The 25029-nt window shown below is 70.5% G+C and carries 22 protein-coding genes and 1 other RNA gene; 13 read left to right on the top strand and 10 right to left on the bottom strand.

The window, feature by feature from the left end; all coding sequences use genetic code 11:
• Positions 1-79 precede the first annotated feature (79 nt).
• The 11 genes from DY262_RS06860 (at position 80) to guaD (ending at position 11643) form a co-directional block, all read left to right on the top strand.
• Positions 80-1036: a LysR family transcriptional regulator gene (locus DY262_RS06860; RefSeq protein ID WP_116958207.1), complete on the top strand. Its 957-nt coding sequence runs from the start codon at positions 80-82 to the stop codon at positions 1034-1036.
• Between the two features lie 58 nt (positions 1037-1094).
• Positions 1095-2648 carry an ABC transporter ATP-binding protein gene (locus tag DY262_RS06855; protein ID WP_116958206.1) on the top strand — a complete coding sequence of 518 codons (1554 nt, stop codon included), beginning with the start codon at positions 1095-1097 and terminating at the stop codon, positions 2646-2648.
• The gene (locus DY262_RS06850) at positions 2635-3693 is read left to right on the top strand and encodes an ABC transporter permease (protein WP_116958205.1); all 1059 of its coding nucleotides are present in this window, start codon (positions 2635-2637) and stop codon (positions 3691-3693) included. Before DY262_RS06855 ends, DY262_RS06850 begins: the two co-directional genes overlap by 14 nt.
• Positions 3694-3695: 2 nt before the next feature.
• Positions 3696-4616: an ABC transporter permease gene (locus DY262_RS06845; protein WP_116958204.1), complete on the top strand. Its 921-nt coding sequence runs from the start codon at positions 3696-3698 to the stop codon at positions 4614-4616.
• 90 nt (positions 4617-4706) lie between these two features.
• Entirely contained in the window at positions 4707-5861 is a 1155-nt protein-coding gene (locus tag DY262_RS06840; RefSeq protein WP_116958203.1) for a BMP family ABC transporter substrate-binding protein, read from the top strand.
• 52 nt (positions 5862-5913) lie between these two features.
• Positions 5914-6001: non-coding RNA, sX9 sRNA (locus DY262_RS06835), on the top strand.
• A 34-nt stretch (positions 6002-6035) separates the two neighbouring features.
• Positions 6036-7031, top strand: coding sequence for an aromatic ring-hydroxylating oxygenase subunit alpha (locus tag DY262_RS06830; RefSeq protein WP_116958202.1), 996 nt, complete (start codon positions 6036-6038; stop codon positions 7029-7031).
• Between the two features lie 2 nt (positions 7032-7033).
• On the top strand, positions 7034-8044 hold the full coding sequence (locus DY262_RS06825) for an adenosine deaminase (protein WP_116958201.1): 1011 nt from the start codon (positions 7034-7036) through the stop codon (positions 8042-8044).
• A 65-nt stretch (positions 8045-8109) separates the two neighbouring features.
• The gene (locus tag DY262_RS06820; RefSeq protein ID WP_147326188.1) at positions 8110-9078 is read left to right on the top strand and encodes a hypothetical protein; all 969 of its coding nucleotides are present in this window, start codon (positions 8110-8112) and stop codon (positions 9076-9078) included.
• A 107-nt stretch (positions 9079-9185) separates the two neighbouring features.
• Positions 9186-10283 (top strand): BMP family ABC transporter substrate-binding protein, encoded by a 1098-nt coding sequence (locus DY262_RS06815; RefSeq protein ID WP_116958199.1) that lies wholly within the window; start codon positions 9186-9188, stop codon positions 10281-10283.
• Positions 10284-10359: 76 nt separating this feature from the next.
• Complete coding sequence (guaD, locus tag DY262_RS06810) at positions 10360-11643, top strand: guanine deaminase (protein ID WP_116958198.1); 1284 nt, start codon at positions 10360-10362, stop codon at positions 11641-11643.
• A 39-nt stretch (positions 11644-11682) separates the two neighbouring features.
• Here guaD and DY262_RS06805 read toward each other — a convergent pair whose 3' ends face one another.
• The 10 genes from DY262_RS06805 to hemP all read right to left on the bottom strand — a co-directional run bounded on the left by DY262_RS06805 (position 11683) and on the right by hemP (position 23292).
• Positions 11683-13626 (bottom strand): metallophosphoesterase family protein, encoded by a 1944-nt coding sequence (locus DY262_RS06805; protein WP_116958197.1) that lies wholly within the window; start codon positions 13624-13626, stop codon positions 11683-11685.
• Between the two features lie 153 nt (positions 13627-13779).
• The gene (locus DY262_RS06800; protein WP_116958196.1) at positions 13780-14778 is read right to left on the bottom strand and encodes a cytochrome d ubiquinol oxidase subunit II; all 999 of its coding nucleotides are present in this window, start codon (positions 14776-14778) and stop codon (positions 13780-13782) included.
• 18 nt (positions 14779-14796) lie between these two features.
• Positions 14797-16158, bottom strand: coding sequence for a cytochrome ubiquinol oxidase subunit I (locus tag DY262_RS06795; RefSeq protein WP_116958195.1), 1362 nt, complete (start codon positions 16156-16158; stop codon positions 14797-14799).
• A gap of 25 nt (positions 16159-16183) precedes the next feature.
• Positions 16184-16774, bottom strand: a complete 591-nt coding sequence (locus DY262_RS06790) for a GbsR/MarR family transcriptional regulator (protein WP_116958194.1) — start codon at positions 16772-16774, stop codon at positions 16184-16186.
• Positions 16775-16889: 115 nt separating this feature from the next.
• Positions 16890-17693: a heme ABC transporter ATP-binding protein gene (locus tag DY262_RS06785; protein WP_116958193.1), complete on the bottom strand. Its 804-nt coding sequence runs from the start codon at positions 17691-17693 to the stop codon at positions 16890-16892.
• Positions 17690-18772 carry a FecCD family ABC transporter permease gene (locus DY262_RS06780; protein ID WP_116958192.1) on the bottom strand — a complete coding sequence of 361 codons (1083 nt, stop codon included), beginning with the start codon at positions 18770-18772 and terminating at the stop codon, positions 17690-17692. The genes DY262_RS06785 and DY262_RS06780 overlap by 4 nt, the downstream gene beginning before the upstream one ends.
• Before the next feature lie 22 nt (positions 18773-18794).
• Entirely contained in the window at positions 18795-19685 is an 891-nt protein-coding gene (locus tag DY262_RS06775; RefSeq protein ID WP_116958191.1) for a heme/hemin ABC transporter substrate-binding protein, read from the bottom strand.
• Positions 19686-19693: 8 nt separating this feature from the next.
• Positions 19694-20767, bottom strand: coding sequence for a hemin-degrading factor (locus tag DY262_RS06770; protein ID WP_116958190.1), 1074 nt, complete (start codon positions 20765-20767; stop codon positions 19694-19696).
• A gap of 20 nt (positions 20768-20787) precedes the next feature.
• Positions 20788-23010 (bottom strand): TonB-dependent hemoglobin/transferrin/lactoferrin family receptor, encoded by a 2223-nt coding sequence (locus DY262_RS06765; protein ID WP_181936436.1) that lies wholly within the window; start codon positions 23008-23010, stop codon positions 20788-20790.
• 108 nt (positions 23011-23118) lie between these two features.
• Positions 23119-23292 (bottom strand): hemin uptake protein HemP, encoded by a 174-nt coding sequence (gene hemP, locus DY262_RS21760; protein ID WP_245980859.1) that lies wholly within the window; start codon positions 23290-23292, stop codon positions 23119-23121.
• A gap of 145 nt (positions 23293-23437) precedes the next feature.
• Here hemP and dcd point away from each other — a divergent pair, with 145 nt between their 5' ends.
• Both dcd and ypfJ read left to right on the top strand, forming a co-directional pair.
• Entirely contained in the window at positions 23438-24004 is a 567-nt protein-coding gene (gene dcd, locus DY262_RS06755) for a dCTP deaminase (protein WP_070398958.1), read from the top strand.
• A gap of 61 nt (positions 24005-24065) precedes the next feature.
• Positions 24066-24953 (top strand): KPN_02809 family neutral zinc metallopeptidase, encoded by an 888-nt coding sequence (ypfJ, locus tag DY262_RS06750; RefSeq protein ID WP_116958188.1) that lies wholly within the window; start codon positions 24066-24068, stop codon positions 24951-24953.
• Positions 24954-25029 lie beyond the last annotated feature (76 nt).

The following is a 25029-nucleotide window of genomic DNA, read 5'->3' as shown; positions in this document are numbered from 1 at the left end:
CATACCGGCACGGCACGTCATATGCTTGGGCGTATGCCGCCAATGCCTTCCATCCGATGCCACTGAAGCCGACTGCGCCATGAAATACGGCCCCATGTTCGAACGCATCGACCTGCACCTGATCCGTGTGCTGCACACCGTGCTCACGGAGCGCAGCGTGTCGCGCGCGGCCATCAAGCTGGGCATGTACCAGCCGGCGGTGAGTGCCGCGCTCAAGCGGCTGCGCGAGCTGGCCGGCGACCCCCTGCTGGTGCGTTCGGGCGCCGGCATGGTGCCCACGGTGGCCGGACTGCGCATGATCGAGCCGGCCGCCGACATCCTGCGCAGCGCCGAGGTGCTGTTCTCCGACGCCCGTGCCTTCGACCCGGCCACCGCCTCCCACGTCTTCAGCCTGGCCGCCAGCGACTACCTGGACCCGCTGTTCCTGCCTCAGCTGGTCACCCAGATCAAGGCGCAGGCGCCCAACGCCAGCATCGACATCCACCCCCTGTCCAGCGACGCCGACTACCGCAGCCACCTGGCCCAGGGCACGGTGGACGTGGTCATCGGCAACTGGATGCGCCCGCCCGACGACCTGCACCTGGGCCGCCTGTTCGGCGACGAGGTGGTGAGCCTGGTGGCCAAGCACCACCCGGCGGTGCGCCGCGGCTGGGACGTCGAGGCCTGGCTCAGCGCCGAGCACGTGGCGCCCACGCCCACGCACCCGGGCGCGCGCGGCGTCATCGACGAGCACCTGGCCGGCCTGGGCCTGACGCGCCACATCACGGCGCGCTGCCCGCATTTCGGGCTGATCCCGGCCATGGTGGCGGGCAGCCTGCTGGTGCTCACCACCGGTCGACAATACTGCGAGCGTTTCACGGAGCAGCTGCCCGTGACCATCCTGACCCCGCCCGTGAGCTTCCCCCGCATGATGTATTACCAGCTCTGGCACGAGCGCACCCACGCGTCCAACGCGGGGCGCTGGCTGCGTGACCAGGTCAAGTCCGTCGCCGCCTCGCTGCGCGCGAGCGAATCCACCCGCGCCGAGGCCGCATGAGCGCCGCCCGGCCGCCCGAAGGCACTCGCACCGCAGCGCGCCGCGCGAAGGTTTCACCATGACCACAGCCGAGAACCCACGACTCGAACTCAGCGGCATCACCAAGCGCTACCCCGGCGTGGTGGCCAACGACGGCGTCTCGCTGCGCGTGCGCCCCGGCGAAATCCACGCCGTGCTGGGCGAAAACGGCGCCGGCAAGTCCACGCTGATGAAGATCATCTACGGCGCGGCCAAGCCCGACGAGGGCGCGGTGCGCTTCAACGGCCAGGCCGTGCACGTGCGCGACCCGCGCGAGGCGCGCGCCCTGGGCATCAGCATGGTGTTCCAGCACTTCAGCCTGTTCGACACCATCACCGTGGCCGAGAACGTCTGGCTGGGGCTGGACAGGTCCTTCTCGCTCGCGCAGGTGCGCGCGGCCATCCGCGCCAAGGCGGGCGAGTACGGGCTGGACGTGGACGCCGAGCGCCCGGTGCACACCCTGTCCGTGGGCGAGATGCAGCGCGTGGAGATCATTCGCGCGCTGCTCACCAACCCGCAGCTGCTGATCCTGGACGAGCCCACCTCGGTGCTCACGCCGCAGGCGGTGGACAAGCTCTTCGTGGTGCTGCGCCAGCTGGCGGCCGAGGGCTGCAGCATCCTCTACATCAGCCACAAGCTGCACGAGATCCGCGAGCTGTGCACCGCCTGCACGGTGCTGCGCGGCGGCAAGGTCACTGGCGTGTGCGATCCGCGCGAGGAAAGCAACGCCTCGCTCTCGCGCCTGATGATCGGCGCCGAGCCGCCCGAGCTCACGCACCGGCCGTTGCACGCGGGCGAGCCGGTGCTGCGGGTCGACGCGCTCACCCTGGCCAGCGACGACCCGTTCGGCACCGCGCTGCAGGACGTGGCGCTGAGCGTGCGCGCGGGCGAGGTGGTGGGCATCGCTGGCGTGTCGGGCAATGGCCAGGGCGAGCTGCTGCGCGCGCTCTCGGGCGAAGACGTGCGCGCCCCGGCCGGCAGCGTGCGACTGGGCGAGCGGGACGTGGCCGCGCTGGGTCCCGCGCGGCGGCGCGCCCTGGGCCTGCACTTCGTGCCCGAGGAGCGGCTGGGCCGCGGCGCGGTGCCCACGCTGTCGCTGGCGCAGAACCTGCTGCTGTCGCGGCGCGACGCGGTGGGCCGCGGCGGCTGGATCCGCGTGGGCGCGCTGCGGCGCCAGGCCGCCGACATCATCGAGCGCTACCGGGTCAAGGCCAACGGGCCGGACGCGGCGGCCAAGTCGCTGTCGGGTGGCAACCTGCAGAAATTCATCGTCGGGCGCGAGATCGAGGCCAAGCCGAAGCTGCTGATCGTCAGCCAGCCCACCTGGGGCGTGGACGTGGGGGCGGCGGCGCAGATCCGCGGCGAGATCCTGGCGCTGCGCGACGCCGGCTGCGCGGTGCTGGTGGTGAGCGAAGAGCTGGAGGAGCTGTTCGAGATCAGCGACCGCCTGCACGTCATCGCCAAGGGGCGCCTGTCGCCCAGCCTGGACCGCGCGGACGCCACGGTGGAGCGCATCGGCGAATGGATGTCGGGCCTGTGGACCGGGCGCGAGCGGGACAACAACCAGAAGGAGACCGCGCATGCTGCGGCTTGAAGCCCGTCCCCAGCCGTCGAAGCTGTGGGGCTACGCCTCGCCGCTGCTGGCGCTGGCCATCACGGTGCTGATCGGCATCGCCCTGTTCGAGGTGCTGGGCAAGGACCCGGTGCGCGGCCTGCAGGTGTTCTTCTGGGAGCCCATCAAGAGCACCTATGCCCTCTCCGAGCTGCTGGTGAAGGCCACGCCGCTGCTGATCATCGCCCTGGGCCTGGCGGTGTGCTTCCGCTCCAACGTCTGGAACATCGGCGCCGAGGGGCAGTACATCATCGGCGCGGTGTTCGCCGGGGGCGTGGCGCTCACCGCGGACAAGGGCACGGGGTTGTGGATCGTGCCGGCCGTGATCCTGGCGGGCATGCTGGGCGGCATGTTGTGGGCCGGCATCACCGCGCTGCTGCGCGACCGCTTCAACGCCAACGAAATCCTGGTGAGCCTGATGCTGGTCTACGTGGCGGTGCAGGTGCTCAACTACCTGGTCTACGGCCCCTGGAAAGACCCGGCGGGCTACAACTTTCCGCAGACCAAGACCTTCGAGCGGGTGGCGCAGATGCCGCGCCTGATGGACGGCTCGCGCGTGAACATCGGCCTGCTGTTCGCGCTGCTGGGCGTGGCCGGCGTGTGGCTGTTCCTGTTCCGCACGGTCTCGGGCTATGCCCAGACCGTGGGCGGGCTGGCGCCCATGGCCTCGCGCTACGCGGGCTTTTCCTCGCGCAAGGCGCTGTGGGTGGCGCTGCTCACCTCGGGTGGCGCGGCGGGCATGGCCGGGGCCTTCGAGGTCGCCGGCCCCATCGGCCAGCTCACGCCCTACGTGCCGGCGGGCTACGGCTTCGCGGCCATCATCGTGGCCTTCGTGGGGCGGCTGCACCCGGTGGGCATCGTGTTCTCGGCCGTGCTCATGAGCATGTTCTACATCGGCGGCGAACTGGCGCAGTCGCGCCTGGGCCTGCCCAAGTCCATCACCGGCGTGTTCCAGGGCCTGCTGCTGTTCTCGCTGCTGGCCTGCGACACGCTCATCGCGTACCGCGTGCGCTGGAAGAAAGGCTGAGCATGGAATCCTACGCACTGCTCATCGCCGCCACGCTGAACGCGGGCACCGTGCTGGCCATCGCCTCGCTGGGCCTGCTGATCAACGAGAAGGCCGGCATCGTCAACCTGGGCGCCGAGGGCATGATGCTCTGCGCCGCGCTGGCGGGCTTCGCCACCGTGGTGCACACGGGCAGCAGCTGGCTGGGCTTCCTGGCGGGCATGGGCGCGGGCGCGCTGCTCGCGGCCCTCTTCGGCGTGCTGGTGATCTGGCTCAACACCAACCAGTACGCCACGGGCCTGGCGCTCAGCCTGTTCGGCGCGGGTTTCTCGGCCTTCGCGGGCACGGGCTACGTGCAGGCCACCCTGCCCGAGCAGGTGCGCTGGGCCATCCCCGGCCTGGCGGACATCCCCTGGCTGGGCGCGGCGCTGTTTCGCCACCACCCCATGGTCTACGCCTGCGTGGCCATGGCGCTGGGGCTGATCTGGTTCCTGTACCGCACGCGCGCCGGCCTGGTGCTGCGCAGCGTCGGCGAAAGCCCCGAGTCGGCGCACGCCCTGGGCTACCCGGTGCGGCGCATTCGCCTGCTGGCGGTGATGGCCGGCGGCGCCCTGTGCGGCCTGGCGGGCGCCTACGTGTCCACCGTGTACACGCCGCTGTGGGTGGAGGGCATGATTGCCGGCAAAGGCTGGATCGCCCTGGCGCTGACCACCTTCGCCACCTGGCGGCCCGCGCGCGTGCTGCTCGGCGCCTACCTGTTCGGCGGCGTCACCATGCTGCAGTTCCACCTGCAGGCCATCGGCCTGCAGATCCCCAGCCAGTTCCTGACCATGCTGCCTTACCTGGCCACCGTGGTGGTGCTGGTGCTGATTTCGCGCAACCCGACCTGGATCCGAGTGAACATGCCCTCGTCGATCGGGAAACCGTTCTACCCGGGGTCATAATTTGCGTGTCACCTTGAATGCCCCACCGGGGTGGAGCCGCGGCGCCCGCACCGGACCGATTCACCCAACCGTCGACACCCGAGGAAACCCATGACAGACCTCCACAAGCGTTCCCTGTTCAAGGTCGCCGCGATGAGCGCGCTGGCCGCCGCCGTGCTGATCGGCTGCGGCAAGAAGGAAGAGGCCGCCGCGCCCGCGCCCGCCCCGGCGCCGGCCGCGCCCACCGCCGCCGCGCCCGCGCCCGAGCCGCTGAAGATCGCTTTCGCCTACGTCGGCCCGGTGGGCGACGGCGGCTGGACCTTCGCGCACGACAACGGCCGCAAGGCGCTGGAAGCCGAGTTCGGCGACAAGATCAAGACCACCTTCGTGGAGAGCGTGCCCGAGAGCGCCGACGCCGAACGCGTGATCCGCGACATGGCGTCCAACGGCAACAAGCTCATCTTCGGCACCACCTTCGGCTACATGGAGCCCATGCTCAAGGTCGCCGCCGACTTCAAGGACGTGAAGTTCGAGCACGCCACCGGCTACAAGACGGCCGAGAACATGCGCACCTACGACAGCCGCACCTACGAGGGCGCCTACATGGCCGGCGTGATCGCGGGCTCCATGACCAAGACCAACACCCTGGGCGTGGTGGCTTCCATCCCCATCCCCGAGGTGATCCGCAACATCAACAGCTTCACGCTGGGCGCGCAGTCGGTGAACCCGAAGATCAAGACCAAGGTGGTCTGGGTGAACGGCTGGTTCGATCCGCCCAAGGAGACCGAGGCCGCGACCTCGCTGCTCAACGGCGGCGCCGACATCCTGTTCCAGAACACCGACTCGTCGGCCGTGCTGCAGACCGCCGAGAAGGCCGGCAAGCGCGCCTTCGGCTGGGACTCGGACATGACCGCCTACGGTCCCAAGGCCCACCTGGGTTCGGCCGTCATCAACTGGGGCCCGTACTACATCAAGGCCACCAAGGACGTGCTGGAAGGCACCTGGAGCACCGGCGGCGTGTGGTGGGGCCACAAGGAAGGCGCGATCGACATGGTCTCCATCGCCGACGACGTGCCGGCCGAGACCAAGGCCAAGATCGACACCATCAAGGCCGGCCTGAAGGACGGCAGCTTCCACCCCTGGACCGGTCCCATCCAGGACCAGGCCGGCAAGGAAGTGCTGGCCAAGGACCAGAAGGCGGACGACGCTTTCCTGGGGGGCATCAAGTTCTATGTCAAAGGCGTGGAAGGCAAGCTGCCGAACTGAGATCGGCGACTGCGCGGGCGCCATGCGCCGCTGGGCGGTGCTCGGGATCCTCACGTACGGAGAGTACGTTCCGGTTCCTGTGCTCCGTCCGCCTGGCCTGGCACCCGCTCGCAACGCCTCCGGTGCTTGGCGTGCCAGCAAGCTGCCTTCGGGCAGCTTTTGTTTTTGAGGACCATGATCGAACGTCAACTCTGGCATCCCGTGCTGGCCTCGCACACGCTGCGCGAGGCGCCGCTGGGCCTGGGCCTGCTCGGCGAGTCCCTGGTGCTGTGGCGCGACCACGGCGCGGTGCACGCCTGGGCCGACCGCTGCCCGCACCGCGGCGCGCGCCTGTCGCTCGGGCGCGTGCTCACCACCGTGCAGGGGCCGCGCCTGGAATGCCCGTACCACGGCTGGCAGTTCGAGGCCGGGGGACGCTGCCGCCACGTGCCGGCCTCGCCCGATTTCCAGCCGCCCGTGGGCCACGCGACCACGGCCTTCGAGGCGCGCGAAGCGCACGGCCTGGTGTGGGTGCGGCTGGACGCGCCGGCGGCCGGCCTGCCCGACGCGCCACCCGCCTTCGCCGAGGCCGGGGACCCCGGCTGGCGCCGTGTGGTCTGCGGGCCGTACGCGGTGGCCACCAGCGCGCCGCGCCTGGTGGAAAACTTCCTGGACCTGAGCCACTTCGGCTTCGTGCACGAGGGCTGGCTGGGCGAACGCGGCCACGCGCAGGTGCTCGGCGGCGTGGTCAGCGAAAGCCCGCAAGGCCTTCAGGTGCTCAAGGCGCGCGCCTGGCAGCCGCGCGGCTACGCCGAGGCCGGCGGCGGCGCCTGGGTGGACTACGCCTACGAGGTGTCGCACCCCTACGCCGCCCTGCTGCGCAAGGACGCCAGCGACGGCGACCCGGTGCGCAACGCCATTGCCCTGTTCATCCGGCCCGATGGCGACGAAGCCTGCACCGCCTGGTTCGTGATGGCCACGCAGAACGACCGCTCCAGCGACGAGGCGCTGGTCGATTTCCAGGACACGGTGTTCGCGCAGGACCGGCCGGTGGTGGAGTCCCAGACGCCCAAGGCGCTGCCGATCGGCCGCACCGCCCGCGTGGCCGAAGTGCACGGCCCCGCCGACCGCGTGAGCAGTGCCTACCGCCGCTACCTCCAACGACTGGGCATTGCCCTGGGAACCTGCTGACCATGTCGCCTGCCGAACTCGCCGCCCACCTGCCCAAGGCCGAGCTGCACATCCACATCGAAGGCTCGCTCGAACCCGAGCTGATCTTCGCGTTGGCGCAGCGCAACGGCGTGAAGCTGCCGTACCACGGCGTGGAGGCCCTGCGCGAGGCCTACGCTTTCACCAATCTGCAGAGCTTCCTCGACATCTACTACGCGGGCGCCAGCGTGCTGCTGCACGAGGTCGACTTCTTCGACATGGCCTGGGCCTACTTCCAGCGCGCCTACGCCGACCGCGTGATCCACGCCGAGCTGTTCTTCGACCCGCAGACGCATACCGCGCGCGGCGTGGACATCGGCGTGGTCATCGGTGGGTTGCAGCGCGCCTGCGAATGGGCGCAGGCCGAGCTGGGCATCTCCAGCCGGCTCATCCTGTGCTTCCTGCGCCACCTCAGCGAAGAAGAGGCCTTCGCCACGCTGGAAGCGGCCTTGCCGTACCGCCAGCACTTCGTCGGCGTCGGCCTGGACTCGAGCGAGCTGGGCCACCCGCCGAGCAAGTTCTCGCGCGTGTTCGCGCGCTGCCGCGAGCTGGGCCTGCACGTCGTGGCGCACGCGGGCGAGGAGGGGCCGCCGGCCTACATCTGGGGCGCGCTGGACGACCTGAAGGCCGAGCGCATCGACCACGGCGTGCGCTGCCTGGACGACCCCGCGCTGGTCGCCGAGCTGGCGCGCCGACGCACGCCGCTCACGGTCTGTCCGCTGTCCAACCTCAAGCTCTGCGTCGTGAAAGACCTGCGCGAGCATCCGATGAAGCGCCTGCTGGACGCGGGCCTGTGCGCCACCGTCAACAGCGACGACCCAGCCTACTTCGGCGGGTACCTCAACGCCAACTTCGTGCAGACCGTCGAGGCCCTGGGCCTGTCGCGCGAGGAGGTCATCGCCCTGGCGCGCAACAGCTTCGAGGCGAGCTTCATCGACGAGGAGACGCGCCAGCGCTACCTGGCGCGGCTGGAGGCGGCCAGCGCGCCGCCTTGACGCGCGTCATCTTGCGGCCGGTCGGGCTGGCCTAGAGTGGCCCATCGCATCGCAAGGGGTGAGCCATGCGCGCTTGGCGTGCTCTGTGGTCCGTGGGACTGTCGCTGGCCCAGCTGTCCTGTGGCGGCAGCGGGGGCTCGGTGCCGCCCCCGCCGCCTTCGGGCTGGGTCGTGATCGACGCCCCCGCGTCGACCGACACGGTGTGCAACGAGCTTGGCCTGAGCGGCCAGGCCTTCATCAGCCCGACCGATTGGCATTGCTGCGGCGGTTCGGCGGTCGAGATGACGGCGGTCACCGTGACCTGGCGCAATGAGACCTCGGGCGCCGCGGGCACCGCCAGCCAGTCGGTGAAGACGAGTCCCTTCGTGGGCCTGTACGGGCACACCTGGAGCGCCACCGTGCCGCTGGTGCCGGGCACCAACCGCATCGCCGTCACCGCCACCGACACGGCCGGGCTCACCGGCACGGCGCGCCTGGACATTCGCAAGACCGGGCCGTCGTTCGCGCTGTCCGGGCGTGTGCTGAGCGACAGCGGCCTGTGGGGCCTGGGCTACGCCGAGAGCGGGGTGAGCGTGGCGCTGGCCGGCCCCACCAGCGCCACGGCCTTGCCCCTGAGCGGCGCGGCGCGGGGCGACTATGCCCTGAGCTGCCTGCCGCCGGGGCGCTATGCGGTGACGCCGCTGTCTGGGCCGTTCGGCTTCGCCTTTCAGCCGGCCTCGCGCACCGTGGACATCGTCTCGGCCGACGTGGGGGGCGTGGACTTCCAGGCGCCCGCCCACCGCCTCGCGGGCCGCGTGAGCTGGGCCGTCAGCGGGTTGCCGAGCACGGCCGAATGGATCACGGTGGGCGCCGGCGCGGCCGCCCTGGTGCGCGCCGTCGACGCTCTCGGGGCCTACGGTTTCGTGCTGCCGGACGGGGCCTACACCGTGACGCCGTCCGACCCGCTGTGTCTGGGGTGTTCGTACACGCCGAGCCAGCGCGACGTGCAACTGCAGGGCGCGGATCAGGCCGGCCTGGACTTTCTGCGCCAGTGAGGCGAAGGCTCCGCCGTCGAGGCCCGGCCTACAATACGGCCCCGACGCGATCCGGTGCTTCCCCGGTTCGCGTTTTTTCATCACCGGAAGCCATGTAGAGGAACACCATGTACAAAAACCTCGCGGCCTGGCGCGCCTTCGCGCCGGCGTTGGCCGCCGTGTTGGTATCCCCCCTTGTCGCTCACGCCCAGCCGGTCAAGCCGCCGGTGAAAGCCGCCTTCGTCTATGTGACGCCGCTCACCGAGGCCGGCTGGGTGCGCCAGCACGAGCTCGGCCGCCAGGCCGTGCAGGCCGCGCTGGGCGAGCGCGTCCAGACGAGCTACGTGGAAAACGTGGCCGAAGGCGCCGACGCCGAGCGCGTGATCCGTGACCTCGCGCAGCAGGGCAACCACATCATCTTCACGCCCAGCTTCGGCTACATGGAGCCCACGCTGAAGGTGGCGCGCGATTTCCCGAACGTGAAGTTCGAGTCCATCACCGGCTACAAGGCCGCGCCCAACGTGGCCACGGCGAACGCGCGCTACTACGAGGGCCGCTACCTGGCGGGCGTGGCGGCGGGCCGGCTGGCCACGCAGGCCGGTTACCTGGCGGGCTTTCCCATTCCCGAGGTGATCCAGGGCATCAACGCCTTCACCCTGGGCATGCGCTCGGTGAACCCGCGCGCCACGGTGAAGGTGGTGTGGCTGGGCGAGTGGTTCAACCCGCCGCGCGAGCGCGACGCGGCCATGACGCTGATGAACCAGGGTGCCGAGGTGCTGGCTTTCCACACCGGCAGCACCGCCGTGATGGTGGCCGCGCAGGAGCGCGGCAAGCTGGCCGTGGCCTACCACTCCGACATGCGCGCGGTGGCGCCCGACGCGCAGGTGGTGGCCGTGACGCACCGCTGGGGCGACTACTACACGCGCCGCGTGAAGGCCGTGCTCGATGGCAGCTGGCGCAGCGAGCAGGTCTGGGGTGGGGTGGCGCAGGGGTTCATCCGCGTCGAGGGCTTCGGCAAGAAGGTGCCCGAGGCCGTGCAGAAAGAGGTGAACGCGCGCCAGGCCGACATGGCCGCTGGCCGTCTGGTGGTGTTCGCGGCGCCCGCCTCGGCCCCGGTGCGCGGCCAGAACGGCCAGGCCGTCATCGAGGCCGGCCAGCGCCTGAGCGACGAACAGATCCTGACGATGAACTGGTTCGTCGAGGGCGTGCAGGGCAGCTTGAACTGAAACACCCTCCGGCCGGCATAGGCCGCATCGGCGCGGCCGTATGACGATGGGCGCCGGGCCGTGTAGGCTCCCGACCATGAAAGCCTACCGTGCCAGCCTGCTGCGCTTCGACGAGGACAGCGGCGCCCCCCAGTTCGACGACGACGGCCTGCTGGTGGTCGGGCCCGATGCCCAGGGCCGGGCCGTGGTGCGCGCGGCCGGCGCGCATGGCGCGCTGATCGACCGTTTCCCCGGCGTGGCCGTGCACGACCTGCGCGGCCGTCTGATCGCGCCGGGCTTCATCGACATGCACGTGCACTACCCGCAGACCGACGTCATCGGCGCGCCGGCCGCCGGTCTGCTGCCCTGGCTGGAGCGCTACACCTTCCCCCACGAATCGCGCTTCCACGACCCCGTTCACGCGCGCGAGGTGGCGCGCTTCTTCTTCGACGAACTGGCGCGCAACGGCGTCACCACCGCGCTCACCTTCGCCACCTCGCACCCGGTCTCGGTGGACGCGGCGTTCGAGGAGGCCCGCGCGCGCGGCCTGCGCTTCATTACCGGCAAGGTGCTGCAGGACCGGCACAGCCCCGAGGGCGTGCGCGACGACACCGAACAAAGCCTGCTCGACACCGAGGCCTTGATCCGCCGCTGGCACGGCGTGGACCGGCTGGGCTACGCGATCACGCCGCGCTTTGCGCCCACCAGCACGCCCGCGCAGCTGCGCGGCGCGGGGGAACTGGCGGCGGCCCACCGCGAGGTCTGGATCCAGTCGCACGTGGCCGAGAACCTCGACGAAGTGCGCTGGGCCATGGAGCTTTTTCCCAAGAGCCGCAGCTACCTCGGCGTGTACGAGGACTTCGGCCTGCTGCGCGAGCGCGCCGTCTACGCGCATTGCATCCACCTGAGCCAGGCCGACCGTGAGCGCATGGCGGCCACCGGGGCCGTGGCCGCCGTGAGCCCCACGAGCAACCTGTTCCTGGGCAGCGGCTTCTTCGACTACCGGGCCGCCGACGCGGCCGGCATGGGCTATGGCCTGGCCAGCGACGTGGGCGGTGGCACCAGCTTCTCGCCGTTTCGCACCATGCTGGCGGCCTACACGGTGGGCCGCGAAGGCCAGACCAAGCCGGGATTGAGCCTCGCGCCCGGCCAGCTCTGGTGGCAGCACACGGCGGGCGCGGCGCGCGCGCTGGGGCTGCAAGGCGTGGTGGGCAACCTGCAGCCGGGCCACGAGGCCGACTTCGTGGTGCTGGACCCCAAGGCCACGCCGCTGCTGGCGCGCAAGACCGCCCAGGCCGACAGCCTGGACGAGTTCCTGTTCGCCCTGATCGTGCTGGGCGACGACCGCGTGGTCGCGCGCACCGTGGTCAACGGCCGCTAGGGCCCGTCCACGCGGGTGCGGGCGGGCGCCCGACCGCCGTCAACGCGCCACGATGGCCAGGCGGTCGTCGCGGTTCAATCGGGCCCAGAAGGCGCCCCGGCCGGCGTCGAAACCCACCACGGTGGTGTTGCCGCAGCTGGCGTTCACGTCGGCGGGCAGGGCCGTGAGGTAACCGGTCTGGTAGGCCTGCGCGCTCACGCAGCTGGCGTCGGCCAGCGGCACCCAGGCGCGTGCCGCGGTGTCGTAGCGCGCGATCGCGCTGTTGGCCGCGGTGCGGCCGGCGGGCGCGGCGAACTCGAGCACGTAGCTGTCGCCCACGGTGGACTCGTTCAGGGCCCAGGCCTTGGTGGCGTGCGCGGGCAGCACCACCGGCGCCTTGCCCAGCTCGGTGCCATTGCCGTAGCTGCCGGCCAGGCCGGTGTCGGTGGCGATGTCCTTGGCGACGCCATACGGGTCGATGTAGGTGCCACCCTGTCCGCTGATGCCGCTGACGATCAGCTCGTCGCTCAGGGTGGCCGCGCCCTTCGCCTGCCAGTTCAGCAGCACCTGCTTCTTCAGGTCGATGGTGGTGCCGCGCACCTCCACCTCCTCGTCGGGCGCGCCGACGTTGATCACGCGCGCGCGCTGGCTGTTGTTGAGGTTGGGGCTGTAGCTCTGGTGGCGCTGGAAGAGGTAGCGGTACATCATGGACTCCATTTCCAGGTTGCTGTTCGCGAACGAATAGCCTGGCGTGGCGTTCATGGTGCGGGTGCGCGTGTCGTGGCGATTGAAGGTGTTGTTCACGCCGTCGAGCAGCCGCGCGCGGCTGCCGCCGGCCGATGTGCAGGGGCTGGTGCGGTACGAGGGGTCGTACGCGCCATTGCGCTGGATGTCGCTGGGCACGCTGGAAGGGTAGACGGTCTTGGCGCAGCGGTCGCGGGTGCGAACGAAGCGGTCCATCAGTGTCCAGCTCGGGTTGTCCAGCTGCTGCAGCGCGGCGGCGTTGCTGAGCACCGAATGGGTGACGAAGTACGAGCGGTAGTCGATCTTCGGCCCCGTCACCTCGAACACCGAGGCGTTGACGTCGACGAAGCCGGTGCTGTCGCTCTGCACCTTCATCATCAGGTAGTCCTGGATGCGCTCGTGCTCGCTGAAGCGGGTTTCGTAGCCTTTGTAGGCGGCGTTGCCGGAGATGATCTGCAGGAAGGGCCGGTCGGTGTCGTCGCGGATCAGGCTGCGCGAGTAGTGGTGCTCATGGCCGCTCACGTAGATCACGTCGTGCGCCGCGAGCAACTGGCGGTACTTGTCGTAGGCGTCGCGGAACAGCACGTCGTTCACGATGGAGATGCTGCCGTCGACGATGTTCTCGCGCACCAGGCCATAGCGGCTGCCGGCGAAGGAGTTGTGCGTCTGCAGGATGATGTGGTCGACCTTGGCCGCGTGCTTGTTGACCATGGCCTCGACGAAGCCGTAGGCGCGCTCGAACCAACCGTAGGAGATGTTGATCAGCAGCACGTTGTCGCGCACCAGCGCGTAGTTCTTGTTGCGGGAGCCGGGCATGTGCTCGGCGTCGGCCGGGATGAGGGACTCGACGGTGTCGTGCCAGTCCTGGTCCGTTCCCTTGGGCTCGTGGTTGCCCATCACGGGCAGGATGGTCAGCTTGTCCTTGTACTGGTCGGCCAGTCCGCGCCACATCGCGTATTCCTGCGGCGTGCCGTTCTCGACCAGGTCGCCGACGGCGAGCACGATCTTCACGCCTTGCTGCACATGGAAGTCGAGCACCGCCTTCATGGGGTGCAGGGCCACGCCGGAGTTGCTGCCCTGGGTGTCGGGCATCACGCCGATCTTGAGCGTGGTCGGTGTCGGCTGGGTGGTGGGTGGCGGGCTGGGCGGGGTGCCGCTGTCGGCGGCGCCGCCACCGCCGCCTCCGCAGGCGGCGAGCGTGAGGCAGGCAGCCAGCGCGAGCGCGCTGGCACGGGGTCGGGCATTGTTGTGGGCGAGCATGGAGGTCTTCCGCGTTGTGGTGTTGCCAACGAAAACCTGTTGGCGCACCAATGATCGGGAAGCCCCATGGCATTCACGTGAATGCGCGGCCGTTCGGGACCGGCGCGGCGCACCCGCCGGGGTGCGGGCCCATCGGTGGGTGGGCCGCCGGGCTCAGTTGTAGGTGAGCGGGTGGGCCTTGCCCCAGAAGACGCGGTACAAATAAATCGTGTACACGACGATCACCGGCAGCGTGATTGCCACGCCGACGAAGATGACGGTCAGCGAGCTCGTGGCCGCCGCCGCGTCCCACAGCGTGAGCCGGCCGATCACGATGTCGGGAAAGATGCTGTAGGCCAGGCCGAAGAAGGCCAGCACGAAGATCAGCACGGTGTTCACGAACACCAGCCAGCCATAGCCGGCGTCGATGAGGTTCGGCCGCGTGACCACCCAGTGCACGGCGAAGAAGGCCGCCGCGCAGATCAGCGGCACCGGCAGCAGGGCGAAGATCTGCGGCAGGCCGAACCACTTCTCGACCACCGCCTGGTTCACCAGCGGCGTGGCCGCCGAAATGGCGAGCAGCGCCACGCCCATGGGCCACAGCGCGCGGCGCGCCCAGCCCACGGCCCGGTGCCGCAACTCACCCTCGGTTTTCATGATGAGCCAGCCCGCGCCCAGCAGCAGGTAGGCCGCGGGCAGCGTGACGGCGATGCCCAGGCTGAACAGCAGGCCGATCGGGCCGGTGTCGAAACCCGTGATGTAGCTGCCCAGCATCCAGCCCTGGGCCATGCTGGCGGCCAGCGATCCGGCGAAGAAGGCGCGGTTCCAGAACGGCAGGTACCGGGTGGGCGCCTTGACGCGAAAGTCGAAGGCCACGCCGCGCAGGATCAGGCCCACCAGCATGACGGCCACCGGCAGGTACAGCGCCTGCAGCACGATGCCGTGCGCCTTGGGAAACGCCACCAGCAGCACGCCCACGCCCAGCACCAGCCAGGTCTCGTTGGCGTCCCAGAAGGGGCCGATGCTCGCGATCATGGTGTCCTTCTGGTCGCGCTCGCCCAGCGGCAGCAGCAGGCCCACGCCGAGGTCGTAGCCGTCGAGCACCACGTAGGCCAGCAGCGCCAGGCCCATCACGGCCATGAAGATCAAGGGGAGGAATTCGGCCCAGGTCATGTGGATCTCCGTCGAGGTTCAGGCGCCGGCTTTGCCCAGTTCGCCATGCGGCGCTTCGGGCGCGTGCTTCACGGGATGCTCGGCCATGTACTTGAGCACGCCCACGTAGGTGATCAGCAGCAGGCCGTAGACGGTGAGGTAGGCCGCGAGCGTGAGCGCCACGTGGCCCGATGCGATGGTGGTGGCCACATCGGCCGTGCGCAGCAGGCCATAGACGATGAAGGGCTGGCGGCCGATCTCGGTGACGTACCAGCCCGCCAGCGTGGCCAGCCAGCCGGAGAACGTCATGGCCGCCAGGGTCCACAGCAGCGGGCGCGGCAGGCGGGTGAGCGCGGCGCCACGCTGCGGCCACAGCTTGTACACGCCCCACAGCGCGACGAGCAGCATCAGCGAGCCTACGCCCACCATGACGCGAAAGGCGTAGAACACCGGGGCCACGGGCGGGTGCGCGTTCGGGAAGTCGGCGATGCCCCGCAGCTCGCCGTCCCATTCGTGCGTGAGGATGAGGCTGCCCAGCTTGGGCACCTTGACGGCGTAGTGCGTGGTGCCGGCCTTTTCGTCGGGGATGCCGAACAGCGTGAGGGCGGCGCCTTTCTCGGTTTCCCAGACGGCTTCGATCGCGGCGACCTTGGCCGGCTGGTGCTTCAGCGTGTTGAGGCCGTGCAGGTCGCCCACGAAGATCTGCACCGGGGCGATGAGCGCGGCCGCGAACACGGCGGTGCGCAGCGCCTTGTGCGTGCCGCCGGTGGCGCTGCCTTTGAGCAGTTGCCAGGCGCACAACCCCGCGATGAGGAAGGACGCGGTGAGCCCCGAGGCCAGCAGCTTGTGCGCCAGGCGGTAGGGGAAGGAGGGATTGAAGACGATGGCGAACCAGTCCACCGGAATGAACTCGCCCTTGATGATCTCGGCGCCCGCCGGCGTCTGCATCCAGGAGTTGAGGCTGAGGATCCAGAAGGCCGAGAACGTGGTGCCCAGCGCGACGAGGAAGGTGGCGATGAGGTGCACGCGCTCGCTCACGCGGCCCCGGCCGAACAGCATGATGCCGAGGAAGCTGGCCTCCAGGAAGAAGGCGGTGAGCACCTCGTAGCCCAGCAGCGGGCCGGCGATGTTGCCGGCCTTTTCCATGAAGCCCGGCCAGTTGGTGCCGAACTGGAAGCTCATGGTGACACCCGAGACCACGCCCAGCGCGAAGCTCAGCGCGAACACCTTGGTCCAGAAGTAATAGGCCTCCTCCCAGGCCTGTTCGCGCGTGCGCACGAAGCGCAGGCGGAAGAACAGCAGGAACCAGCCCAGGGCGATGGTGATGGTGGGAAAGAGGATGTGGAAACTGATGTTCGCGGCGAACTGCAGGCGCGAGAGCAGCAGGGTGTCGAATTCCATGGCGGGCGCTCCTTCGGGTTCTGGGTCAGGCCGCTTTGCCGGCCTTGTCGCCGCGCGCGGGGGCCTTGCCGGTCAGGCGGTCCTTGATCTCGAGCACACGCGTGACCGTAGCGCCCATGCCCATGAGTTGCAAGGCCGTCTCGGGCGCGAGCTTCTGCACGTCGTCGAACCAGGTCATGAGGCGGTCGATGAGGTCGTGCATTTCGCGCATGCGCTGCTGCGCGTGGCGCTCGGCCTCGGTCTTGGGTGTTTCGAGCAGCGCGGTGCGCAGCATGGACAGGGTGGGCTCGATCTCGCGCCGGCGGCGCTCTTCGGCCAGCACGCGGAAGATCTCCCACACGTCCGCGGGCGCCTCGAAGTACTCGCGTCGGTCGCCGGGCTGGTGGCGCAGCCGCACCAGGCGCCAGGCCTGTAGCTCCTTCAGGCCCATGCTGACGTTGGAGCGCGAGAATTCCAGGGTCTCGGCGATCTCATCGGCGCACAGCGCCTGGTCCGAGAGGTAGAGCAGGGCGTAGATCTGCCCCACGGTGCGGTTGATGCCCCAGCGGCTGCCCATCTCCCCGAAGTGGGCGACGAACTCGCGGTTGAGGGGCGGGAGGTGGTCTTGCAGCGGCATGGCCGGCACTGTAGCCGGTTTGGCCTGAACTTTCAGAAATTACTGAAATTCCAGAATTGAACCAAGGGCCTTCGCTGAAGAACTGCGGTCTGGACGGCCATGGGGCCGCCGGCCCTCAGGGGGTCATGACGAACTGCGGCACGCCCACCGGGTCGAGCACCGGGTGGGCCTTGACGCGCCAGACCGCGCGCACCAGGTCGGCGGTGAGGGCGTCGGCCGTGGCGCCGTGGGACACCAGCTGGCCATGGGCCAGCACCCACGCGCGGTCGGCGTAGCGCAGCGCCAGGTTGAGGTCGTGCAGCACCATCAGCACACCGATGCCCTGCTCGCGCGACCAGTCGCGCAGGGCGCCCAGGCCCTGGTGCTGGTGCTGCAGGTCCAGCGCGGCGGTGGGTTCGTCCAGCAGCAGCCAGCGCGGCAGGCCGTCGGCGCAGGGCCGCCAGACCTGGGCCATGGCGCGCGCCAACTGCACGCGCGCGCGCTCGCCGCCGCTGAGCTGGCGGATGCCGCGCCGGGCCAGCGCCTCGACCGAGACGCGGCGCATGGCGGCGCGCACGATGGCGGCTTCATCGGATTCGGGGTGCAGGCGGTGCGGGTAGCGGCCCAGTTCCACCACTTCTTGCGCGGTGAAGTCGAAGGCGGGCACCAGGTCCTGCGGCAGGTAGGCGCGATGGCGCGCGAAGCCGGCCGCGTTGACGGTGTCGAGCGGCCGGCCGTTGAGCCACACGCGGCCGGCGTCGGTGCGCTGCAGGCCGCCCAGCGCGCCCAGCAGCGTGGACTTGCCCGCGCCGTTGGGACCCAGGATCACGCCCACCTCGCCGGCGCGCAGCTGCAGGTCGATGTTCTTGAGCACCTCGCGCGCGCCATGGCGCACGCACAGGCCCTCGGCGCGCAGCCGCTTCGGGTCGCCGCCGCTCACAGCGTCCTCGCTTGCGCACTGCGCAGCAGGGCCAGGAAAAAGGGCACACCCACCCCGGCGGTGATCACGCCCAGCGGCAGCTCGGCCGGCGCCAGTGCCGTGCGCGCCCAGGCGTCGGCCACCAGCACCAGGCAGGCGCCGAGCAGCGCCGAGCCCGGCAGCACCCAGCGGTGGTCGGCGCCGGCGAGCAGGCGCACGATGTGGGGCGCCACCAGGCCAATGAAACCGATGGTGCCGGTGGTGGCCGTGACCGCGCCCACCGCGAGTGCCGTGACCACGACGCACAAGCGCTTGAGGCGTTCCACGCGCACGCCCAGCATCACGGCCTGCGCCTCGCCCAGCGCCAGCGTGTTGAGCGCGCCCGCCAGGCGCAGGCCGATGGCCAGCGCGGCGGTGGTGATGCCGGCGACCAGCAGCACCGCGCTCCAGCGCGCGCCGCCGAGGCTGCCGAGCAACCAGAACTGCAGGTTGCGCAGCTGCTCGTCCGTGGCCAGGAAATTCAGCAGGCCCAGGCCAGCGCCCGCCAGCGCATTGACCGCGATGCCGGCGAGCAGCATCAGGCCGACGCGGGTGCCGCCCTCGCTGCGCGAGAGCAGGTAGATCAGGCCCGTGACCGCCAGCCCGCCCGCGAAGGCCATCAGCACCAGCGGCCAGCTCCCCAGGGCGCGTGGCATCTCGGGGAACCAGGTGGCGCCCAGCACGATGGTGGCTCCCGCCGCCAGCGCTGCGCCGCTGCTCACGCCGATGAGACCGGGATCGGCCAGTGGGTTGCGGAACAGGCCCTGCATGAGCGCGCCCGCCATGCCCAGCCCGGCGCCCGCGGCCACGCCGAGCAGCAGGCGTGGCAGGCGGATGTTGAAGAAGACCAGTTCAGGCCCGCTGCGCGCGGCCTCGGCGCCACGGGCGAGCGCGCCCCACAGCAGCGCGGGCAATTCGTGCAGCGGCAGGCCGTAGGCGCCCCGACCGGCGGCCCACAGCGCGCAGAGCGCGAGCAGCAGGCCCAGCAGGGCCAGGGTCCAGGGGCCGCGCCGCTGCGCCGGTGGCCAGGGCGATGCGCTCACGCGCGCGAGCGTGCTCACAGGATCCCCTTGCGGACGGCGCTCACGCGGCCACCAGGCGCTGGTGCAATTCGCCCACCACCCGGGGCAGGCGCGGGCCGAAGCCCAGCAGTTCGAGCGCGTCCAGGTGTACGAGGGCGCGGCCACTGTCGCGGCGCCGCCAGGCGGGCGTGAGCGGCAGCTCGGGGCGGCGCCAGAAGGCGGCCTCGCCACCGATGGCGTCCAGGCCCTGCGTGGTGGTGAGGATCGCGTCCGGTGCGGCGGCGGCCATGGCTTCGGCCGTCATCGGGCGGTAGCCCCTGAAGCCCGAGACGGCGTTGCGCGCGCCAGCGAAGCCGATCAAGGCGTGGGCCGCCGTGGCCTCGCCGGCCACCATGGGGCTGCCGCCGTGCGCGAGCACGAACAGCACGCGGGGCGGGGGACCGGCGTGCGCGCGCACGCGCCGCAAAGCCTGGTCCCATTGCGCGTCCAGCGCGACCAGTAGGTTCTGTGCAGCGCGCGCCGTCGACGCGGCGCGGCCCACGGCCTGCACCTTGCGGCGCACCTCGCCCCAGTCGTGGCTGCTCTCGATGAGATCGACGGTCACGCCGGCCGAGCGCAGCTGGTCGAGCACCACGGGTGGCCCCGCATCGCCTGGCGCGATGACGGTGTCGGGCCGCAGCGCGAGCAGGCCTTCGGCCGAGAGCTGGCGCAGATAGCCGACCTTGGGCGTGTCCAGGGCGGCGGCGGGGTAGAGGCTGGTGGTGTCGGTGCCCACCAGCAGGTCCTGCGCGCCGAGCGCGTAGACCACCTCGGTGATGCCACCGCCCACGGTGACCAGGCGTGGCGCGCGCGGGGGTGCTGCCGCGAAGGCGGGCAGGGCGGTGCCGGCGGCCAGGGTGGCAGTGGCGCGCAACAGCGCGCGGCGGTGCGGGTTGACGCGGGTGGGTGCCATGGCGCGCCTCAGGCCGGGGTGGGCGCGTCCAGCGTGGGCCGCTGGGCCAGCATGTCGCGCCAGGCGCCGCGCTCGGGCTGTCCCGGCTTGCGCGCGCCGAAGAACATGGCCATGAGCTCGCCGCGCGCGTCGAAGGCCTCCAGCGAGGTGACGACGCCGTCGCTGGTGGGCTTTTCCACCACCCAGGCCTCGTCGATCAGGTCCTCGCGCAGGTGCAGGTTGAAGCCGGGATCGAGCACGTTGAGCCAGGTCTGGCCCTTCATCTCCAGCGGTTCCACACGCTTCACTGGCCCGGTGTGGATCTGGATGCAGCCAGGGCTGCCCACGAAGACCATGATGGGCGTGCCGTTGAAGGCGGCGTCGGTGAGCGTCTCGCGCACGGCGCCGCGGTCCACGCGGCGCGTGTAGCGGCCTTCGACCAGGCGAAAACCCTGGCGCCGCTCCACGCCGAACTGGCGCAGCAGCGGGAAGAACTGGTGCGTGTCGGTCATGGCGCCCCAGGCCTCGGAGAAGGCCTTGGCGTCGACCCGCGCGGGGGCCTTGGTGGCGGGCGAGGTCGGGCGCTCGAAGGCGGGCCTGGCGGCATGGTCCTGCCACTGCTCGACCACGCGGCGCCAGGCCGCGCGGTCGCTGGTCTCGCGCACGAAGATCTTGTGCACGGCGGTGCCGTGGCGGTCGAAGAACTGCAGGCTGGGCAGGGCTTCGTTGCCTGGGTTCTGCGCCCACTCGGTCACCGCCAGGCCCGCGTGCCATTGGTGGAAGAAGAGGCGCAGGTCGATGTCCTCGCCCAGCGCCAGGCCGATGGCGCCTTCGCCGGACAGCTTGTCGTAGACGCCGGTCTTCTCGTGTACCGCGCCCTCGTTGCGCGTGAGCGCGAGCAGCGGCCCACAGGGCTTGAGCGACCGCAGCAGCGCGAGCCAGTCGGCCCTGAGCGCGACGGCGCGCGTGGGACCTTCGTCGGCGCCGATGTGCGCGGCCAGCGCGGCGCCCTCGCTCACGCCGATGGATTCGGCGGCGTCGCGCGCGCGCCGGCCCTGGGCGCGCGCGGCCTGGTAGGCGGTGCGGATGTCGTGCTTGTCCATGCGGGTTCTCCTTGTGGGGCTCAGAAGTCGGTGACCAGCGCCAGCGACAGGCTGCGGCCGGGCGAGGTGTAGGCGTCCAGCGTGGCCAGGTTGCCGGCCACGCCCTGCACGCTGCTCCACAGCCAGTACTTGCGGTCCGTCAGGTTGTGGACCGCCGCGCTCAGTCGCGTGCGGGGGGTGATGCGCCAGGTGGCGCGCAGGTCCAGCGTGGTCCAGGCGGGCGTGGCGAACTGCTGCGGCGTGCTGCTGCGGTTGATGTCCTCGCTGTCCTTGGCCAGCGCGTGCGTGAGCACGGCGCCCAGGGTCCAGTCGGCGATGCGGTGGTCCACGCCCAGCACCAGCTTGGCCGGGTTCACCGAGTTCAGCGGTTGGTTCAGCAAGGTGTCGCGGCCCTTGGTCCGGCCATAGGCCAGCTTGAGCGTGGTGGCCGGCGTCACGGTCCAGCGGCCTTCGAGTTCGACGCCGCTGAGCTTGACGCGGCCGCGGTTGACGGCCTGGAACAGGAGGGGATTGCCCGGCGCGCCCGTGCCGCCGACCCGCACGTTGTCCTCGATGAAGTCCTTGTAGCGGCCGGTGAAGGCGGTGACCAGCCAGTTCAGCCGGCCGTGCTCGCCGCGCGCGCCGAGCTCCAGGGTCTGGCTGGTCTCGGGCTTGAGGTCCGGGTTGGGCAGGGTGCGGTAGTTGGCGAGCGCGTTCTGGAAGAAGTTGTTGAGCTGCAGCGGGCTTGGCGCCTTGAAGCCGGCCGCCGCGTTGGCGAATACCTGCCAGTGCGGCTGGGGGCGCAGGATCAGGCCCAGCTTGGGCGAGAGCGCGCTGTCGGACAGCGCCGCCGGGGCGAGCGGGTACAGCGGGCTGCTCTGCGGCTTGAGCGAGAAGCGGTCGTAGCGCAGCGCGGGAATGACGCTCCAGCGCTCGCTCACGAACTCGCTCTGCAGGAAGAACGCGCTGTTGGTCTCGCGCGTCTTGGGAAAGCGCTGCAGCGGGTAGGTTTCGTAGGCCGGGCCGGCCACGCCAGTGACCAGGTTGTCGAGTTCGGCCACCGACACGTCGGCGCCGTAGACCAGGGTATGGGCCCATCCGTTGCCGAGCGGGCGCGTGCGCTCGGCCTGCAGCACGGCCTGCCAGAGGTCTTCCTCGTAGCGCACGTCGCGTTCGCGCACGGTGGGCAGGGCGGTGCGGACCTCGCGCGACCACTCGCGCGAGCGCGACTGCTGGTAGCCCAGGGTGGCGCGCAGCGTGTCGGCCCAGGCAGATTGCAGGAAGAAGCGGCCGTCCCAGCTGGCGCGCGTGCGCTGCATCTCGCTGGTGCCATCGAGGTCCTGCACGCCGGTGGCCGTGGGCGAGCGGCCCGTGTAGCCCTCGACCTCGGTGTCCTTGTCGACGTGTTCGAGGGTGAAGGTGTGGGTCTGGCCCGCGCCGGGCGTGAGCACGATCTTGCCCAGCGCCGAGACGCTGCGGTCTTTCTGCGGGTTGGGGGCGGTGCGGTTGCTGTTGAGCGAGCGGTTGTCGCCCTTGTTGTCCAGTTCCTGGGCGCGGCCCACCTGCACGCTGCCCAGCCACTGCAGGCGGTCGTTGGCGATGCCGGCCAGCGTGAGCCCCGTGCCGGCGCTCTTGTCCTCGGTGTCGGCGCGCACGCCCGCGCGGCCGCCGAAGGTCTGGCCCTCCTTCAACAGGTCCTTGGGCGCGGTGGTGGTCATGGCCACCATGCCGGCCAGGCCATCGGAGCCATGGAGTGCCGAGGCCGCGCCGCGCAGGATCTCCACGCGCGAGATCAGGCCGAGGTCGTAGTAGTCGCGGCCGAACGCGGCGGCGCCGAACACCTGGTTGTTGAGTTCGCGCGGCATGCGGATGCCGTCCACCGTGAGCAGCACGCGGTTGCCGTCCAGGCCGCGGATGTTGAAGCCCGCGTTGCCGTCGCGGCCGGTGGAGCCGCTGACCGCGCCGAAGCGCTGCGGCGCGCGCTTGACCTCCACGTTGGGCAGCTCGCGAACCAGCTCGCGGATGTCTTGGGCCCGGGTGGGGTCCAAGGCCTCGCCTTCGATCACGTCGATGCGCGCGGGCACGTCCTCCAGTTCACGCTCGCTGCGCGAGCCAGACACCACCACGGGCTTGAGCGAGCCGGCGGCGACCTGCGTGGCGGAGCCGGGCACGGTTTGCGCATGGACCGGCGCGGTGGCGAGCAGCGCGCAGGCCAGCGCGACGGGGTGGAGGGCGGAAGAGGGGAAAAGGCGAAGGCGTGGCACGAGGGCACCCGGTGTTTGTGGTGGAAGACACGGGCTGGCTCGCGCGCCGCGAAGCGGCAACTGGCTGGCTGGTAGCGGAAGGCGCGCGCCGCGGCGCACCGGTGGAACCTATTTGGTGAGGATCAGCTTGTTCAGTGCGGTCAGGCTCAGCTTGTAGTGCTGGCCGTCGTGTTCGATGAACACGTCGCGCCGGCCACCGCTCAGCTGGCCGAACTGCACCTGCGCCGCGGGCACCGGCGAGGGCACGGGCGAGGGCACGGGCGAGGGCACGGGCGAGGGCACGGGCGCAGGCGTCGATGGCGGGAGGGGGGTGGCGGGCTTCACGGATGGCATGCCGGCATGATAAACACAAATGCGAACTATTCGCAAATGAGTGGAGAAAAATGGCTGAGGAAAGCGGTGGGGGCGCTGCCTACAATCGCCGCCCATGAGCATCAAGAGCGACAAGTGGATCCGCCGCATGGCCGAGCAGCACGGCCTGATCGAACCCTTCGAGCCCGGGCAGGTCCGCCAGGTCGACGGCAAGCGCGTCATCAGCTACGGCACCAGCAGCTACGGCTACGACATCCGCTGCGCGCCCGAATTCAAGGTGTTCACCAACATCCACAGCACGGTGGTGGACCCGAAGAACTTCGACGAGAACAGCTTCGTCGACGTCAACAAGGACGTCTGCGTCATCCCGCCCAACAGCTTCGCCCTGGCGCGCACGCTGGAGTACTTCCGCATCCCGCGCAACGTGCTCACCATCTGCCTGGGCAAAAGCACCTACGCGCGCTGCGGGATCATCGTCAACGTCACGCCCTTCGAGCCCGAGTGGGAGGGCTACGTGACGCTGGAATTCAGCAACACCACGCCGCTGCCGGCCAAGATCTACGCGGGCGAGGGCTGCGCCCAGGTGCTGTTCTTCGAAAGCGACGAGGTCTGCGACGTGTCCTACAAGGACCGGGGCGGCAAGTACCAGGGCCAGGTGGGCGTGACCCTGCCCAAGGCCTGATTCGCGGCCGCTGGCCGTACCATCGCGAGCAGGCCCGCGCGGCGGGTGAAGGAGCTTGGCGATGAAATGGGAAAACAACCGGCAGTCGGACCAGATCGAGGACCGGCGCGACAGCCCGGGCGGAGGGGGGCGCCTGCCGCGCATCGGCGGCGGCCGGGGCATCGGCCTCGGCACGATCGCCATCGCGCTGGTGGCCGGCTGGGTGTTCGGGATCAACCCGCTCACCATCCTGGGTGCCCTGGACGGCGGGGGCCTGCAGGCCCCCGCGCCCATGGAGGCGCCGCAGGGCCAGGCCGGCGCGCCGAGCGACGAGTCGGGCCGCTTCGTGGCCGCCGTGCTCGGCGGCACCGAGGACGCCTGGGGCGCGATCTTCCAGGCCGCCAACGCCCAGTACCAGAAGCCGCGCCTGGTGCTGTTCCGCGGCGCCACGCCCACGGCCTGCGGCACCGGGCAGTCGGCCATGGGGCCGTTCTACTGCCCGGCGGACCAGAAGGTCTACATCGACCTCAGCTTCTACGACACCCTGCGCCGCCAGCTCGGCGCACCCGGCGACTTCGCCCAGGCCTACGTGATCGCCCACGAGGTGGGCCACCACGTGCAGAACCTCATGGGCATCACCGACCAGATGGAGAAGGCCCGCGCGCGCATGAGCGAGCGCGAGTACAACGCGCTGTCGGTGCGCCTGGAGCTGCAGGCCGATTGCTTCGCGGGCATCTGGGCGAACCACAACCACCAGCAGGGCCAGATCCTCGAGCCCGGCGACGTCGAGGAGGCGCTCAATGCGGCGGCGGCCATCGGCGACGACGCGCTGCAGAAGAAGAGCCAGGGCCACGTGGTGCCCGACAGCTTCACCCATGGCACCAGCGACCAGCGCCAGCGCTGGTTCCAGAAGGGCCTGCAGACGGGCGATGTGCGTGCCTGCGACACCTTCAAGGCGGCATCACTTTGAGCACCCCCGCCGCGCTTCGCGCGACCCCCTCAAGGGGGCGGCGCCGACGGCCCGGCAAAGCCGGTTCCGTGGCACC

The organism is Hydrogenophaga borbori, from assembly GCF_003417535.1.
Taxonomy (GTDB): Bacteria; Pseudomonadota; Gammaproteobacteria; order Burkholderiales; family Burkholderiaceae_C; genus Hydrogenophaga; species Hydrogenophaga borbori.
This window is presented reverse-complemented; position numbering and strand designations above follow the sequence as displayed.

Bases quoted from the DNA above. Each gene is read 5' to 3' on its own strand.
- DY262_RS06800 (WP_116958196.1), bottom strand. From the start codon at position 14,778: ATGACCTGGGCCGAATTCCTCCCCTTGATCTTCATGGCCGTGATGGGC.
- dcd (WP_070398958.1), top strand. From the start codon at position 23,438: ATGAGCATCAAGAGCGACAAGTGGATCCGCCGCATGGCCGAGCAGCAC.
- guaD (WP_116958198.1), top strand. From the start codon at position 10,360: ATGAAAGCCTACCGTGCCAGCCTGCTGCGCTTCGACGAGGACAGCGGC.
- DY262_RS06860 (WP_116958207.1), top strand. From the start codon at position 80: ATGAAATACGGCCCCATGTTCGAACGCATCGACCTGCACCTGATCCGT.
- DY262_RS06845 (WP_116958204.1), top strand. From the start codon at position 3,696: ATGGAATCCTACGCACTGCTCATCGCCGCCACGCTGAACGCGGGCACC.
- DY262_RS06820 (WP_147326188.1), top strand. From the start codon at position 8,110: ATGCGCGCTTGGCGTGCTCTGTGGTCCGTGGGACTGTCGCTGGCCCAG.
- DY262_RS06850 (WP_116958205.1), top strand. From the start codon at position 2,635: ATGCTGCGGCTTGAAGCCCGTCCCCAGCCGTCGAAGCTGTGGGGCTAC.
- DY262_RS06840 (WP_116958203.1), top strand. From the start codon at position 4,707: ATGACAGACCTCCACAAGCGTTCCCTGTTCAAGGTCGCCGCGATGAGC.
- DY262_RS06770 (WP_116958190.1), bottom strand. From the start codon at position 20,767: ATGGACAAGCACGACATCCGCACCGCCTACCAGGCCGCGCGCGCCCAG.
- DY262_RS06855 (WP_116958206.1), top strand. From the start codon at position 1,095: ATGACCACAGCCGAGAACCCACGACTCGAACTCAGCGGCATCACCAAG.
- DY262_RS06775 (WP_116958191.1), bottom strand. From the start codon at position 19,685: ATGGCACCCACCCGCGTCAACCCGCACCGCCGCGCGCTGTTGCGCGCC.
- DY262_RS06825 (WP_116958201.1), top strand. From the start codon at position 7,034: ATGTCGCCTGCCGAACTCGCCGCCCACCTGCCCAAGGCCGAGCTGCAC.
- DY262_RS06790 (WP_116958194.1), bottom strand. From the start codon at position 16,774: ATGCCGCTGCAAGACCACCTCCCGCCCCTCAACCGCGAGTTCGTCGCC.
- DY262_RS06795 (WP_116958195.1), bottom strand. From the start codon at position 16,158: ATGGAATTCGACACCCTGCTGCTCTCGCGCCTGCAGTTCGCCGCGAAC.
- DY262_RS06830 (WP_116958202.1), top strand. From the start codon at position 6,036: ATGATCGAACGTCAACTCTGGCATCCCGTGCTGGCCTCGCACACGCTG.
- DY262_RS06805 (WP_116958197.1), bottom strand. From the start codon at position 13,626: ATGCTCGCCCACAACAATGCCCGACCCCGTGCCAGCGCGCTCGCGCTG.
- ypfJ (WP_116958188.1), top strand. From the start codon at position 24,066: ATGAAATGGGAAAACAACCGGCAGTCGGACCAGATCGAGGACCGGCGC.
- DY262_RS06815 (WP_116958199.1), top strand. From the start codon at position 9,186: ATGTACAAAAACCTCGCGGCCTGGCGCGCCTTCGCGCCGGCGTTGGCC.